Source organism: Mesorhizobium sp. WSM4906, from assembly GCF_029674625.1.
Lineage (GTDB): Bacteria > Pseudomonadota > Alphaproteobacteria > Rhizobiales > Rhizobiaceae > Mesorhizobium.
This window is the reverse complement of the sequence record NZ_CP121355.1, coordinates 3530881-3544071: the sequence shown is the minus strand read 5'-3', so window position 1 is coordinate 3544071 and position 13191 is coordinate 3530881. Positions and strand designations below refer to the sequence as shown.

Below are 13191 nucleotides of genomic sequence, written 5' to 3'. Positions count from 1 at the left end.
CTATCTCTTTGATTTGGAGCCGGATTCAGATTTCAGGTCGACTTGACCTGAAATCATCCGGCTCCGGGGCCTTGCGGCCGGTTGTTTGCTCTCCTGATCTTCGATCCGTGGAGAGCGAGAAACTGCTGCGTCGCGCGGGCGGCGTCGTCACCGATTGCCGCCTCGGTCAATTGCAGCCGGTCGCCGAGCAGAAGCCGGATCTGCACGTCGCGGGCGACCAGCCCGAAAAAAGTCCGGAACGCCGTTTCGGCATCGTCGAAGTCGAGCAACCCGGCCTCGCGCCCTGCTTCCAACACCGGCTTCAGGCGCCTGGCCAGCGCGAAACGCCCATTCTGCAGCACGATCGCGCCAAGGTCATCTTTGCCGGAGCCGGCATGGCCGACCGCCACGCGATTGAGCGCGATGGACGTATCGCTGGAAATCACCCTCAGCCAGTCGGAGGCGAAGCGCTCGAGACTTGCCGTCAGCGAAGCGAGGTCGAGGCCCTTGCGATCGACAGGCGCCACTCGCACTTTCGAAGCCTGCCATTGCACCGTCGCCGTCAGCAGCCCGTCGCGGTCGCCGAACCATTTGTAGAGCGTTTCCTTGGAGCAGCTTGCCCGCCGCGCCACCGCTGTCATGGTCAGGTTGTCGCCCTCCTCGACAAGCAGGCGCAGCGCCGCGTCCAGAACGGCTTGCTGCCGTTCGGTGAGTGCTTCGCTGTTGTCGATGTCTGGCACGCTGTGCAACACGCTTCCCTCGGATACCTCCATCGCCACGTAGGCGTACCGTACGTTACGGTTCGGCTTCTATGCCGTATTGCCGGCAGCCATGCAAGCGCTATTTTTCCGCCGATGGCTTCTCTTGCTGGAGGACAGGATGCCGGCCGGTCTGCTTGCCTTGGTCGTGGCTGCCGCCTTCACAGGTGCCGCCGTCTATGTCAGCGTCGCTGAGCAACCCGCACGGCTGGTCTTGGACGACAAGGCATTGCTGCGGGAATGGCAGCCTTCCTACAAGCCCGGCGCCGCCATGCAGGCCTCCATCGCCGTAGTCGCCTGCGCTCTCGGGCTGATTGCCTGGTGGCAAACCGGCGTGGCTGGCTTTCTGGCCGGCGCGGTGGCGATCATCCTGCCCTGGCCATGGACGCTGCTGGTGATGATGCCGACCAACCGCTTGCTGGAAGCGATGAAGGTGGAGGCCGACAATCCGCAGGCAAGATCGATGATCGTCAAATGGGGCAAGATGCACCTGGTCCGCGTCGCGCTTGGCGCGCTGGCGACGATCGCGTTTGTTTGGGCCTCGCATCCGTCCTGAAAGCCAGGTCGGGCGGCGCTGTCATTCCGTGATCGGCGGATCGCGCAGCCGGCCGAGCAAACCAGCCAGCATCGCTAGCTCCTTGGCCGAAAGCTTGCCGCCCATTAGCTCCGATATGGCTTTTCCGTAGACTGTCCAGATGCGGCGGCGCGTCTCCCGCCCCGCTGGCGTGATGCGCACGGTCTGGCCGCGGCCATCGTCCGAGACGGGCAACTTCTCCACCAGGCCATCCGCCTCCAGCCGGGCGAGCAGCCGCGAGACGTTGTACTGCGCCAGCAAGACCCGATCGATCAGCTCGAAAGGCCGCAAGCCACCCTCGCCCGCCTCGGCAAGCTCGTGCAGCACGTCGTACCAGGCGAGCGGCGGCAGGCCGCCGGCTTTCAGGGCATCCTCCGCCTTTTCGACCAGCTGACGCGACACGCGCATAAGGCGGCCCCAGGCTTTGATGGCTTCGGGCGCAGGAGATTTTCTCGTCATCGAGCGACTTTACTCGATAGATGCAATTGCATCAAGATTGACGATCGATGCAGATACATCCATATAGATGCAATTGCATCGACAAGGAGAACTCCGATGAAACATGAAATCTGTAAAGTGGCCGATGTCCCGCGGACCGGCAGCATGGTCGTGCCCTTCTTCGGCCGCGAGATCCATGTCTGGCGCAGCGGAGAGCGCATCCGCGCCGCGGCCAATGCCTGCCTGCATTTCGGCGGTCCGCTCGACTGCAAGGACGGCGCCTTCGTCTGCCAGTGGCACGGCGCCCGGTTCGACATGGAAAGCGGCGAGCGCCTCGAAGGCCCGGCGCCGAAGGGCTCGCGCCTGATGTTCCTGTCGACCCGCGTCGAGGACGGTGCGCTGAACTATGTCTGGGGAGAGTGAGATGACCGCAAGGCTCACCCTGGTCAGCCATCACCTTTGTCCCTACGTCCAGCGCGCGTCGATTGCGCTCGCCGAGAAAGGCGTGCCGTTCGAACGGGTCAATGTCGACCTCTCGAACAAGCCCGACTGGTTCAAGGCCATCTCGCCGCTCGGCAAGGTGCCGCTGCTCCGCGTTCGACACGGCGGCGGGGAAGAGGTTATTTTCGAATCCGCCGTCATCCTCGAATTCCTCGAGGAGACCGAGACCAATCCGCTGCATCCGGCCGATCCGCTCATGCGGGCGCGGCACCGCGCCTGGATCGAATTCGGCTCGGCCATCCTCAATGCGATCGGCCGCTTCTATTCCGCTGCCGATGAGGCCGCTTTTTCCCGTGAAAGCAAGGCTCTGGCGCAAATGTTTGCCCGCGTGGAGGCGGAACTGTCGGAACGGCGGAGCGGTCCGTGGTTCGCCGGCGACCGCTTCTCGCTGGTCGATGCGGTCTACGGGCCGATTTTTCGCTATTTCGACACGTTCGACCATATCGACGATTTCGGCATTCTCGACGGCAAGCCTCTGATTCACGCCTGGCGCGAGGCCTTGAGCAAGCGGCAATCGGTCAAGGAAGCGGTCGGCGCCGACTATCCGCGGCGGCTGCACGCCTTCCTGCGGGCAAAGGGGTCTTATCTGTCCGAGATCATCCGGCTGCAGGCCATTGAAACCCCGCAAGCCCGATCGGCCTGAACAGGTCGATCACAGCTGGCGCTTCGATGCTTGTCGCCGATTGCGGATATCTCAGGCGTGCGCGGCATCGAATGCGGCGCGCGCATCGCGCACGGCATCGTGGTTGAGCTCGGCCCATTGGATGAGCATCTGCAACGGCGCAAACATCGATCGGCCGAGATCGGTGAGGCTGTACTCGACGCTCGGCGGCTTGGTCGGAAACACCTCGCGATGCACATAGCCGTCGCGCTGCAGCTCGTAGAGCGTCTGGGTGAGCATACGCTGCGAGATGTCGGGCACAAGGCGGCGCAGCTCCCCGAACCGGTAAGGCTTCTCGGCCAGGGCCATGACCAGCAGTGAGCTCCATTTGCCGCTGATGCCCTGGATCACGTCGCGAACCGGGCAATCGGCGAAATTGCCGCCGCCGGTCATGGCCTTGTAGACCTCGAGCTTCGATTTCAGATTGAAGATCTTGCTGTCCATCGCGGCATCCATTGGTCGAGGCGGCGGCCGGCCACTGGTTCCCTGGCTGTGCCTACCTCCCGAAAAACTGCCTTCTTTACGGCCTTGGGTCAATTCCTATTTTAGCGCTGGTCTCTTTTTGAGACCATCAACAGCACCCGCCTCTCGGCGCTATTTCAGGAAACCTCCCATGACCGAAACCCTCCTCGTCACCGGCGCTTCCGGCCATCTCGGCCGTGCCGTGGTCAATCATCTGCTGGATGCGCAGAAGGTCGCGCCGGCGAACATCATCGCCACCACGCGCAACCCCGAAAACCTCGCCGACCTCGCGGCCCGCGGCGTCACCGTCAGGGCAGCCGATTTCGACGATCCGGCATCGCTCGAGAACGCGTTCAAAGGCGCCGACCGGGTGCTGATCGTCTCGACCGGTGAGCTCGACCTGAAGAGCGACCGGCGCCTGAGGCAGCATCAGGCGGCGGTCGCCGCGGCCAAGGCGGCCGGCGTTTCGCACCTGCTCTACACCTCGATGCCAAATCCCGAGCCCGTCTCGCCGGTGCTGTTCGCCGGCGATCACTACGGCACCGAGCAGGCGATCAAGGCGAGCGGGATTCCCTACACTATCTTCCGCAACGGCTGGTATCAGGAGAACCTGTTCCTGGCCCTGCCGCACGCCATTGCGTCCGGCAAGTGGTACACCTCTGCCGCCGATGGCCGCATCGCCCATGGCGCGCGCGACGACATGGCGGCTGCCATCGCCGCCAGTCTCGCCTCCGGCTCGAAGGAGAGCGCCACCTACACGCTGACCGGTCCGCAGGCCCACACGGTCGGCGAGATCGCTGCCCTGGTGACCGAAGTCACCGGCAAGCCGGTCGAAGTCATCCAGGTGCCGGATGAGGCTCTGACCGAGGGCGTCAAGGCGGCGGGGCTTCCCGAGGACTTTGCCCGCATCATCGTGTCGTTCGACGCCAACACCCGCTCCGGCCGCATCGGCATGGTCACCGACGCGGTCGAGACGCTGTCGCGGCGGAAGCCGCAAACGTTGAAGCAGTTCCTGGAAGCGAACAAGGCCGCCCTGCTCGGCTGAAATCGGCGCGCCTCGGATGTCTCGCCCCCCGGGGCGCGCTATTTCGCTCTTTTGAGCAACCCGAGCCGGATCAGGCTTTCGCCGGTCGCGACGAGCGCGTCTTCGCGCGATCGCGGCGCCCAGCCGAGCATACGCATCGCCTTCGTGCCCGTGGCATTCTTCGCCTTGCCGAGTTCCGTCACGATCTGGGCCGCCTGCCCGTCGAACAGCCCGACAAACCTCACCAGCCAGTCGGGCAGCACTCGCGTGGTAACGCGCGCCGCCGCATTGCCCAGTCGCGCTTTCAGCGCCTGCGCGATTTCCAGCGTCGTCATGAAATCGCCGCTGATGGCCAGGAGCCGCTGGCCCTTGGCGGCAGGATTGGTCATGGCTCGGAGATGCAAATCCGCCACGTCCCGCACGTCGACGACGCCGAACACCATACGCGGCAGACCCGGCATCTCGCCATCCATCAGGCGCCTTATGAAGTCGGTCGAGGTCGAATGGTCCGGGCCCAGGACCGGCCCGAAAATTCCGACCGGATTGACGACCGCCAGCTCCAATGCGCCGCCTTCGCGGCCAACAAAGTCCCAGGCAGCCCGCTCGGCAAGCGTCTTCGACTTCACATAGGCGCTCACCTGCTCCGAAAGATTGGTCCAGTTCTCTTCCGTGAACGGGCGGCCGGGAACTGGCGTCTGGCCATAGCTAATGGCGGCGAAGGACGAGGTGAGCACCACCCGTTTCACCTTCGCGTCGCGCGCGGCCCGCAGCACGCGCAGCGCTCCTTCACGCGCCGGAACGATCAGCTCGTCTTCGTGCTTGGGCACGCCGGGCGGGAAAGGCGAAGCCACGTGAAGGATATGGTCGCAGCCGGCGACCGCTTCCGGCCAGCCTGCGTCGGTTATGAGATCGGCATGGGCGAAGGAAAGCGCGTCACCGGGCTCGGCACCGCCCACTTTCAGCATCGCGAGAACATCGGCTTCGCGCCTGGCGGAGCGGACGGTGGTGCGAACCCGGTAGCCTGCCTGCAAAAGCGCCAGAATGCAGTGAGCGCCAAGGAAGCCGGAACCGCCGGTGACGAGCACCAATTCGCCGCTCATGCCCGCCTCCGGTCACTCTATGCCTTGCAGCCCCTCAAATGGCGACCTGCGTGCCGATCTCGACGACGCGTCCCGTGGGAATCTGGAAATACTCTGTCGCATCCGCCGCCGTCTTCGCAAGGCCGATGAACAGCCTGTCCTGCCATATCGGCATGCCGGAATTGGGCGAGGCCTTCAGCGAGCGGCGGGACAGGAAGAAGGACGTCGTCATGATGTCGAACTTCCAGCCCTGCTTGCGGCAGATCGCCAGCGCGCGCGGGATGTTCGGCTGCTCCATGTAGCCGAAGGTCAGTGTCACCCGCATGAACAGCTCGTTGACCGTCTCCATCTTCACCCGCTCGCTATCGGGCACCACCGGCTGCGGCGCCGTCACCACCGAAAGGATGACGTTCTGTTCGTGCAGCACCTTGTAGTGCTTCAGGCTATGCATCAGCGCGGTCGGCGCGCTCAGTGGATCGCTGGTCAGGAACACGGCCGTGCCGGACACCAGCTGCGGCTTCTTCTTCAAAAGGTTCGCCGCCAGGAAGTCGAGCGGGATCTCGTTGCGGCGGGTCTTGTCGAAGAGATAACGGCTGCCGCGCACCCAGGTCCACATGCCGAGGATGATGGCAAAGGCAACGGCCAGAGAAGACCAGCCGCCCTCGAAGACCTTGACGATGTTGGAGGCGAAGAAACCGATGTCGATGAGCGCGAACATTGCCGTCAGCGCGACCGCCGGCCAGATGTTCCACTTCCAGATGCGCGTCATCACGACGAAGAGCAGCGTCGTCGTCACCAGCATGTTGCCGGTCACCGAGATGCCGTAGGCCGAGGCAAGTCTGCTGGACGCGCCAAAGCCGACCACCAGCAGCATCACCACGAGCGCCAGCAGCATGTTGACGCGCGGCATGTAGATCTGGCCGGACTGTTTCTCCGACGTATGCAGTATCTCGAGACGCGGCAGCATGTTGAGCTGCACCGCCTGCCTGGTCAGCGAATAGGCGCCGGAAATCACTGCCTGGCTGGCGATCACCGTCGCCGCCGTCGCCAGCGCCACCATGGGGATGAGCGCCCAGCCCTCGTTCATTTCGAAGAACGGATGGCCGACCGTGCCGCCCTTGGCGAGCACAAAGGCTCCCTGCCCGGCATAGTTCAAGAGCAGGCACGGAAACACGATCGCCAGCCACGCCAGCACGATCGGCTTGCGGCCGAAATGGCCAAGATCGGCATAGAGCGCCTCGGCGCCGGTCACCGCCAGAAACACTGCGCCGATGGTCACGAAGGACACATCGGGCGAATTGATCAGGAAGGCGACAATGTAATGCGGGCTGATAGCCCACAGGATCTCGGGGTCGTCGACGATGTGATTGATGCCGGAAAGCCCGATGGCCAGGAACCATATCGCTGTGACCGGGCCGAACACCAGGCCGACGCCACCCGTGCCGAAGCGCTGCACGGCAAACAGGATGGCGAGGACGAGCAGTGTCAGCGGCACGACATAAGGCTGGAAGGCCGGCGTCACGACCTCCAGGCCTTCGACCGCCGAAAGCACCGAGATCGCAGGCGTGATCACCGCGTCGCCGAAGAACAGCGACGCCCCGATGATGCCGATGCCGAGGATGATCGCCGAGCGCGTGGGGAAACTGCCGCGCACCAGCGCCATCAGCGAGAGCACGCCGCCTTCGCCGCGGTTGTCGGCGCGCAGCACGAACATGATGTATTTTATGGTGACCGTGATGGTGAGAGACCAGATGATCAGCGACAGCACGCCGAGAATATCGGCCCGGTTGGCGACGTCGCCACCCGACGAGGCGTGCAACGCCTCACGGAACGCGTAGATCGGGCTGGTTCCGATATCGCCGTAGACCACGCCCAGCGCGCCCAGCATCAGCACCTTGGTGCTGTGTTGCTCTATTTCCGGATGCCCCGTTTGGTCGACGGGTTCCGCCTCAGCACCATTGGCAAGGGCCATGGACGATACTCCGATAAAATGCGCGGTGCTCTACGCTTGCTGCGGTGCAATATCAAGTGCCCTGGCGTTAGGGCTCCCATGCCACCAATGCAGGGCTCCACCTGCGTCGGTCCATTCAAATCTATTGCACAAAGCGCCGGCTTGAAGGGTCAGATCGCGACCTGAGTGCCGATCTCGACCACGCGCCCGGTGGGGATCTGGAAATACTCCGTCGCATCCGCCGCCGTGCGCGCTAGGCCGATGAACAGTCGGTCCTGCCAGACCGGCATGCCGGAGTTGGGCGAGGCCTTCAGCGAACGCCGCGACAAGAAGAAGGACGTCGTCATGATATCGAACTTCCAGCCCTGCTTGCGGCAGATCGCCAGCGCGCGCGGGATGTTCGGCTGCTCCATGTAGCCGAAGGTCAACGACACCCGCATGAACAGCTCGTTGACGGTTTCCAGCTTCACGCGCTCGCTGTCCGGCACCACCGGCTGCGGCGCAGTCACCACGGAAAGGATGACGTTTTTCTCGTGCAGCACCTTGTAGTGCTTGAGGCTGTGCATCAGCGCGGTCGGCGCGCTCAGCGGATCGCTGGTCAGGAACACGGCGGTACCCGACACGAGTTGCGGCTTCTTCTTCAGGAGATTTATCGCCAGGAAGTCGAGCGGGATCTCGTTGCGGCGCGTTTTGTCGAACAGGTAGCGGCTGCCACGGATCCAGGTCCACATGATCAGCCCCATGATCGAGGCAACCGTGATCGACACCCAGCCGCCTTCGACGATCTTGACCACATTGGCCGAGAAGAAGCCGAGATCGATGACACCGAAGAGCAGCGCCAGCACCACGGCAGCCGCCAGCTGCCATTTCCAGAGCCAGCGCATCACCACGAACAAGAGGACTGTCGTCATCAGCATCTCGCCGGTCACCGAGATGCCGTAGGCGGAGGCCAGAGCGCTCGAGCTGCCGAAGCCGACGACCAGAAGCATCACGCCGAGCGCGACCAGGAGATTGACCCTCGGCATGTAGATCTGGCCGCTTTGCATCTCGGAGGTGTGCTGCACCTCGATGCGCGGCAGGAGGTTGAGCTGCACGGCCTGCCTGGTCAGCGAGAACGCGCCGGAAATCACCGCCTGGCTGGCGATGACCGTCGCTGCCGTTGCCAGGCCGACCATAGGCATCAGCGCCCACTCGGGAAGCATCTGGAAGAACGGGTTGGTCGGCTTGCCGCCATGCGAGAGCACGAAGGCGCCCTGCCCGAAATAGTTCAGCAATAGGCAAGGGAAAACCACCGAGAACCACGCCAGCACAATCGGCTTGCGGCCGAAATGGCCAAGGTCGACATAGAGCGCCTCGGCACCGGTGACCGCCAGAAAAACCGCGCCGACGGTGACGAAAGCACCCGTCGGGGTCGTGGCCAGGTAATAGACCGCATAGTACGGATTGACCGCCAGAAGAACGGAGGGATCGTCCACGATGTGATAGAGGCCGGCAACGCCGATTGCCAGGAACCACGTCGCCGTCACCGGGCCGAAGACGGCCGCCACTTTGCCTGTTCCAAAACGTTGCACGGCAAAAAGGACCGCCAGGATCACCAGCGTGATCGGGACGACATAGGCATCGAGCGCCGGCGTCACGACCTCCAAGCCCTCGACCGCGGAAAGCACGGAAATGGCCGGGGTAATGATCGAATCTCCGAAGAACAACGCCGCGCCGCAAAGGCCGATCGCCAGGATGAGGCGTGAGCCCTGTGGATAGGCGCTGCGCGCGAGCGACATCAGCGACAGCGTGCCGCCCTCGCCCTTGTTGTCCGCCCTCAGCACGAAGGCGACATATTTGATCGTGACGATGATCGTCAGCGCCCACACGATCAGCGACAGCACGCCAAGCACGTCGTGACGGGCAACCGCCCCCGACGAGGCATGAAGCGCCTCCCGAAAGGCGTAGATCGGGCTGGTGCCGATATCGCCATAGACCACGCCGAGCGCGCCGAGCATGAGCACCTTGGTGCTGTGCTGCCGTTCGGCTTCGGCATGGTGCGAGTGTTCGAGGATTTCCGACTCGCCGCTGGCGTTGGCTAGCACCATTGACCCCACTTTATCGGATTCGCGGTACTCGAAGGCCACGCAACACGCTGGAGCCGCGACAATCGCCGGGACTACGCAAGGCTTCCTCGCCCTACCATCCGCAGGCCTTCAAGAACCGCCCAACCGTGCCGGCCATGCCATACTCCAGCGCATCCGCTGTCAACCCATGTCCAATCGATACTTCGGCCAATGCCGGGATACGCTTGGCGAGCGCTGGCAGGTTGTTCACGGTCAGGTCGTGGCCGGCATTGACCTCAAGCCCCGCCGCATGGGCCGCATCCGCGGTCTTTCCCAGTCTTTCCAACTCCTTGGCCGCCTTGGCGGTATCGGAATGGTAACCGCCATAGGGCCCGGTATAGAGCTCTATCCTGTCGGCGCCGGTATCGCGCGCGGCATTCACGCCGGCCGGATCGGCGTCGGAAAACAGCGACACGCGAAACCCGCCCTTCTTCAGCCGCTTGACGATCGGCGTCAGGAACGCGGCCTGGGCGGCGAAATTCCAGCCATGGTCCGACGTCGCCTGCGCCGGGTCGTCCGGCACCAGCGTCACCTGCTCCGGCTGGTTCTTCTCGACAAGCGCCAGGAAATCCTCGGTCGGATAGCCTTCGATGTTGAATTCCGCCTTGGGGAACTCATCGTCGATCAGCGCCCTGATTTCCGGCAGGTCGGAATGCCTGGTATGCCGCTCGTCGGGACGCGGATGGACAGTCAGTCCATGCGCGCCGGCGGCAAGCGCGATGCGGCCAATTCCGGTAACGCTCGGCCACGGCAGATCGCGACGGTTGCGCAGCATGGCGACGGCGTTGAGGTTGACCGAAAGCTTTGCGGGCATGATCCAGCGTCCAATTGAACAAATACTCAGAGCGGCTCGGCGATCTTGTCAAACACTGAACCGCTGTGCTGGCGCGCATCTATAGCGCCTTTGCAGGGAACAGATAGAGGGTTTCCGGTGTTCCAGAGGACGAGATGGTGGCCAACGCAAGGATTTGCCAGTGAATTCCCTCGATGCTGTGCCGGCGATACGCCGCATCGACACCAACCGAGACGCACTTTTCGCCATCGACGTGGTCGGGGATGTTTCGCCGGCCGACGCCGAAAATCTGTTCGGCCTGCTGGAAGCGGCCTATGCGCTGCATCCGAGGATCGACGTGCTGGTGCGGCTGACCGATCACGGAAGCATCGACTGGACCAGCATATCGCAGGAGACCCTCCGGCAGGGCGCGGCCCATGTGCTCGAACATGTGGTGCGCTGCGCCGCGATCGGCGATCCGGCCTGGGCATCCTATGTCCAGGCCTTCTTCCCGAGGACCTTGCCTTTCGAATTCAGGCACTTCGACAGCGACGACGAACCGTCGGCGTGGCAATGGCTCGGCGCCAGGTCGGTGTGACCAGCCACGTCATCGCACGATTGTCAGCCGCTCGGCCGCGCGGGTGATCGCCGTATAGAGCCAGCGCTGCCTTGTCTCCTTGAACGCCCAGCTCTCGTCGAACAGCACGACGTCGTTCCATTGCGAGCCCTGCGCCTTGTGCACCGTCAGCGCATAGCCGTAGTCGAAATCGTCGAAGCGCTTCTTCTGCTGCCAGGGGATTTCGGCGTCCGGATCCTCGAAGGCCGCCTTCAAGAGCTTGATCTTGGCGACGCCGCGGTCGGGATCGTCTTCCTCCGGCGAGACCAGCAGGTTGATGCCGGGCTTCACCGTCTCGCGCGACGAGGTCATCACCTTCCACAGCGAGCCGTTGAGCAGCCCCTTGGCCGGATCGTTGCGCAGGCACACCAGCTTGTCGCCGGCCTGCGGATAGTCGGCATTGAAACCCTTCAGCTCGCGCAGCCGCTGGTTATAGCGGCGCCGCGTGCGGTTGGTGCCGACCAGCACCTGGTCGGCCTTCAGCACGAGCTCCTGGTTGACGCCTTCCCTGCCGATCACCTGCGCCGTGCCGTAGTCGCCATGCATGAACTCGCGGCCCTCGCGCACGTCGAGCGCCAGCCGGATGATCGGATTGTCGCGTGCCTGGCGATGGATTTCGGTTAGCAGCACGTCCGGCTCGTGCTCGGTGAAGAAGCCGCCGCCCGAGATTGGCGGCAACTGCGCGGGGTCGCCCAGAACGAGGATCGGCGTCCCAAAGCTCATCAGGTCGCGGCCAAGCTGCTCGTCGACCATCGAGCATTCGTCGATGACGACCAGCTTGGCGCGTGCGATCGGGCTTTGCCGGTTGAGCGCAAAGGTCGGCGAGATCGAGGTCTTGCCGGTCACTTCGTCCTCGACCGACTCCTCGCCCCTCGGCCGGTAGATCAGCGAGTGGATGGTGCGAGCGTTGATCGCGCCCTTGGAGCGCAGCACCTGGGCCGCCTTGCCGGTGAAGGCGGCGAACTGCACCTGCCCGTCGACATGCTCGGCGAAATAGCGCGCCAGCGTCGTTTTGCCGGTGCCGGCATAGCCGAACAGGCGAAAGACCTGCGGCCGGCCGTCTTTCAGCCAGCGCCCGACCGCCTTCAGAGCCTCGTCCTGTTGGGGAGAGAATTCCATCAGCCCGACAGACCGGATTCGCGAGCGAAATACAAGATTGGACGTCCCGTCACCGGTATCGCCGGCGATGATCTCATTTGCTACCGGCCCGGCACGCTATCAGCAGCAAACAAGAACGTAAAGGGAACAAACCTGTTGGAGTCCATGCTACCTGCCAGGCCCCGGATCATTCTCCAGCAGGATCGGCTTGCCGTGCGGGGTGGCGTGTGCGGCGCGTTCCCAGGCGGCGGCGAGTTCGTCGACCTCGCCCTTGCCGGCGATGCCTTTTGACGACAGCAGCTTTTCCAGCGCCGCCAGCCAGTGCTCGTAATAGTCGTGGCCGTCGCTTGCGGCGTCCGGCTTCTTCACCTCGGCGGACAATGCATCCGCCCATTCGCTCCACGAAAACAGGCCCTTGTCGTGCAGCGCGACCGTCATGGCGAAAGCTTCCGCCTGCCATGGCTCCGCGAACACCGGATCGTCAAAAACCGTCGGCCGTTCGCTCTTAGGCCGGCTCAAGATAGCTCTCCCAGGCATCGATGGAGACGATCAAAGTCGGATCGGCGCCCTCGCCCCAGATCTCCGCGCCGTCGAAAGCCACCGTATAGACCCATTGCGGGTTCTCGCCCATGCCGTGCGCATTGCTGTCGGGGAACACGAAGCCGTCGCGCACCGCCTCGATCGTTCCGTTCTTGCCGCGCGCGTAGCGCGGCAGGCGCGTATGCCCGGTGGGGTTGAAATTCTTCGTCCGCACGCGATCGCCTGCTCGGAATCGCGCCGGCGCGGCGCCCGGCCGGCCGCACGGCCCGCCCTTGGCGAGCACCGCCGGCACGTCCGCCGCCTTCAGCACGCGCTTGGGCGTCGCGGCCGGATCGACCGCCTTGCCGGCTGCAAGGTCGCGCTCGGTAACAAAGCCGTGTCGCTTCAAGAGCGTCTCCAGCGCCTTGATCCAGATCTGGTAGTAGCTCGAGGCGTAATAGTCGGCCGGATGCAGCGATTCCCGCGCATGCCGGCTCTCGTCTATGTTCCAGGCGCCCATGGCGCCGGCGGTGAGCGTCACGCCGAGCGCGCGCTTTTCCCATTCGGCGTGGAAATAGGGCTCGTCCTTTTCGGGCGCGACCGGTCCGAACCCCATCTGCCCGCCGAGATCCTGCGGCCCGTTCATGCCGGCTC

General features: G+C 64.0%; 15 protein-coding genes. 5 read left to right on the top strand and 10 right to left on the bottom strand.

The window, feature by feature from the left end; genetic code table 11:
• Positions 1 to 53 precede the first annotated feature (53 nt).
• Positions 54 to 731, bottom strand: coding sequence for a TetR/AcrR family transcriptional regulator (locus QAZ22_RS16845; RefSeq protein WP_278201877.1), 678 nt, complete (start codon positions 729 to 731; stop codon positions 54 to 56).
• A 127-nt stretch (positions 732 to 858) separates the two neighbouring features.
• Between QAZ22_RS16845 and QAZ22_RS16840 the strand changes: the two genes are divergently transcribed.
• On the top strand, positions 859 to 1293 hold the full coding sequence (locus tag QAZ22_RS16840) for a DUF1772 domain-containing protein (protein ID WP_278201876.1): 435 nt from the start codon (positions 859 to 861) through the stop codon (positions 1291 to 1293).
• Between the two features lie 21 nt (positions 1294 to 1314).
• Here the strand turns inward: QAZ22_RS16840 and QAZ22_RS16835 are convergent, their stop codons facing one another.
• The gene (locus QAZ22_RS16835; RefSeq protein WP_278201875.1) at positions 1315 to 1770 is read right to left on the bottom strand and encodes a MarR family winged helix-turn-helix transcriptional regulator; all 456 of its coding nucleotides are present in this window, start codon (positions 1768 to 1770) and stop codon (positions 1315 to 1317) included.
• A 96-nt stretch (positions 1771 to 1866) separates the two neighbouring features.
• On the opposite strand from QAZ22_RS16835, the gene QAZ22_RS16830 reads away from it, so the two are divergent.
• Complete coding sequence (locus tag QAZ22_RS16830; protein ID WP_278201874.1) at positions 1867 to 2172, top strand: Rieske (2Fe-2S) protein; 306 nt, start codon at positions 1867 to 1869, stop codon at positions 2170 to 2172.
• Between the two features lies 1 nt (position 2173).
• Complete coding sequence (locus QAZ22_RS16825; protein WP_278201873.1) at positions 2174 to 2893, top strand: glutathione S-transferase family protein; 720 nt, start codon at positions 2174 to 2176, stop codon at positions 2891 to 2893.
• Between the two features lie 51 nt (positions 2894 to 2944).
• On the opposite strand, the gene QAZ22_RS16820 is transcribed toward QAZ22_RS16825, so the two are convergent.
• Positions 2945 to 3355 (bottom strand): helix-turn-helix domain-containing protein, encoded by a 411-nt coding sequence (locus QAZ22_RS16820; RefSeq protein WP_278201872.1) that lies wholly within the window; start codon positions 3353 to 3355, stop codon positions 2945 to 2947.
• A gap of 169 nt (positions 3356 to 3524) precedes the next feature.
• Here QAZ22_RS16820 and QAZ22_RS16815 point away from each other — a divergent pair, with 169 nt between their 5' ends.
• Complete coding sequence (locus tag QAZ22_RS16815; RefSeq protein ID WP_278201871.1) at positions 3525 to 4418, top strand: SDR family oxidoreductase; 894 nt, start codon at positions 3525 to 3527, stop codon at positions 4416 to 4418.
• Between the two features lie 38 nt (positions 4419 to 4456).
• On the opposite strand, the gene QAZ22_RS16810 is transcribed toward QAZ22_RS16815, so the two are convergent.
• The 4 genes from QAZ22_RS16810 to QAZ22_RS16795 all read right to left on the bottom strand — a co-directional run bounded on the left by QAZ22_RS16810 (position 4457) and on the right by QAZ22_RS16795 (position 10346).
• Positions 4457 to 5497 (bottom strand): aldehyde reductase, encoded by a 1041-nt coding sequence (locus QAZ22_RS16810; protein ID WP_278201870.1) that lies wholly within the window; start codon positions 5495 to 5497, stop codon positions 4457 to 4459.
• A gap of 34 nt (positions 5498 to 5531) precedes the next feature.
• Positions 5532 to 7448, bottom strand: coding sequence for a potassium transporter Kup (locus QAZ22_RS16805; protein WP_278072816.1), 1917 nt, complete (start codon positions 7446 to 7448; stop codon positions 5532 to 5534).
• A 149-nt stretch (positions 7449 to 7597) separates the two neighbouring features.
• Entirely contained in the window at positions 7598 to 9514 is a 1917-nt protein-coding gene (locus QAZ22_RS16800; protein ID WP_278201869.1) for a potassium transporter Kup, read from the bottom strand.
• Between the two features lie 91 nt (positions 9515 to 9605).
• Positions 9606 to 10346 (bottom strand): pyridoxine 5'-phosphate synthase, encoded by a 741-nt coding sequence (locus tag QAZ22_RS16795; RefSeq protein WP_278201868.1) that lies wholly within the window; start codon positions 10344 to 10346, stop codon positions 9606 to 9608.
• A gap of 160 nt (positions 10347 to 10506) precedes the next feature.
• Between QAZ22_RS16795 and QAZ22_RS16790 the strand changes: the two genes are divergently transcribed.
• Positions 10507 to 10902, top strand: coding sequence for an STAS/SEC14 domain-containing protein (locus tag QAZ22_RS16790; RefSeq protein ID WP_278201867.1), 396 nt, complete (start codon positions 10507 to 10509; stop codon positions 10900 to 10902).
• 9 nt (positions 10903 to 10911) lie between these two features.
• Here the strand turns inward: QAZ22_RS16790 and QAZ22_RS16785 are convergent, their stop codons facing one another.
• The 3 genes from QAZ22_RS16785 to nthB form a co-directional block, all read right to left on the bottom strand.
• Positions 10912 to 12039: an ATP-dependent RecD-like DNA helicase gene (locus QAZ22_RS16785; protein WP_278201866.1), complete on the bottom strand. Its 1128-nt coding sequence runs from the start codon at positions 12037 to 12039 to the stop codon at positions 10912 to 10914.
• A gap of 147 nt (positions 12040 to 12186) precedes the next feature.
• A complete protein-coding gene (locus QAZ22_RS16780; protein WP_278201865.1) occupies positions 12187 to 12555 on the bottom strand; it encodes a nitrile hydratase accessory protein in 369 nt (122 codons plus the stop codon).
• Entirely contained in the window at positions 12524 to 13183 is a 660-nt protein-coding gene (nthB, locus tag QAZ22_RS16775; protein WP_278201864.1) for a nitrile hydratase subunit beta, read from the bottom strand. The genes QAZ22_RS16780 and nthB overlap by 32 nt, the downstream gene beginning before the upstream one ends.
• Between the last annotated feature and the right edge of the window lie 8 nt (positions 13184 to 13191).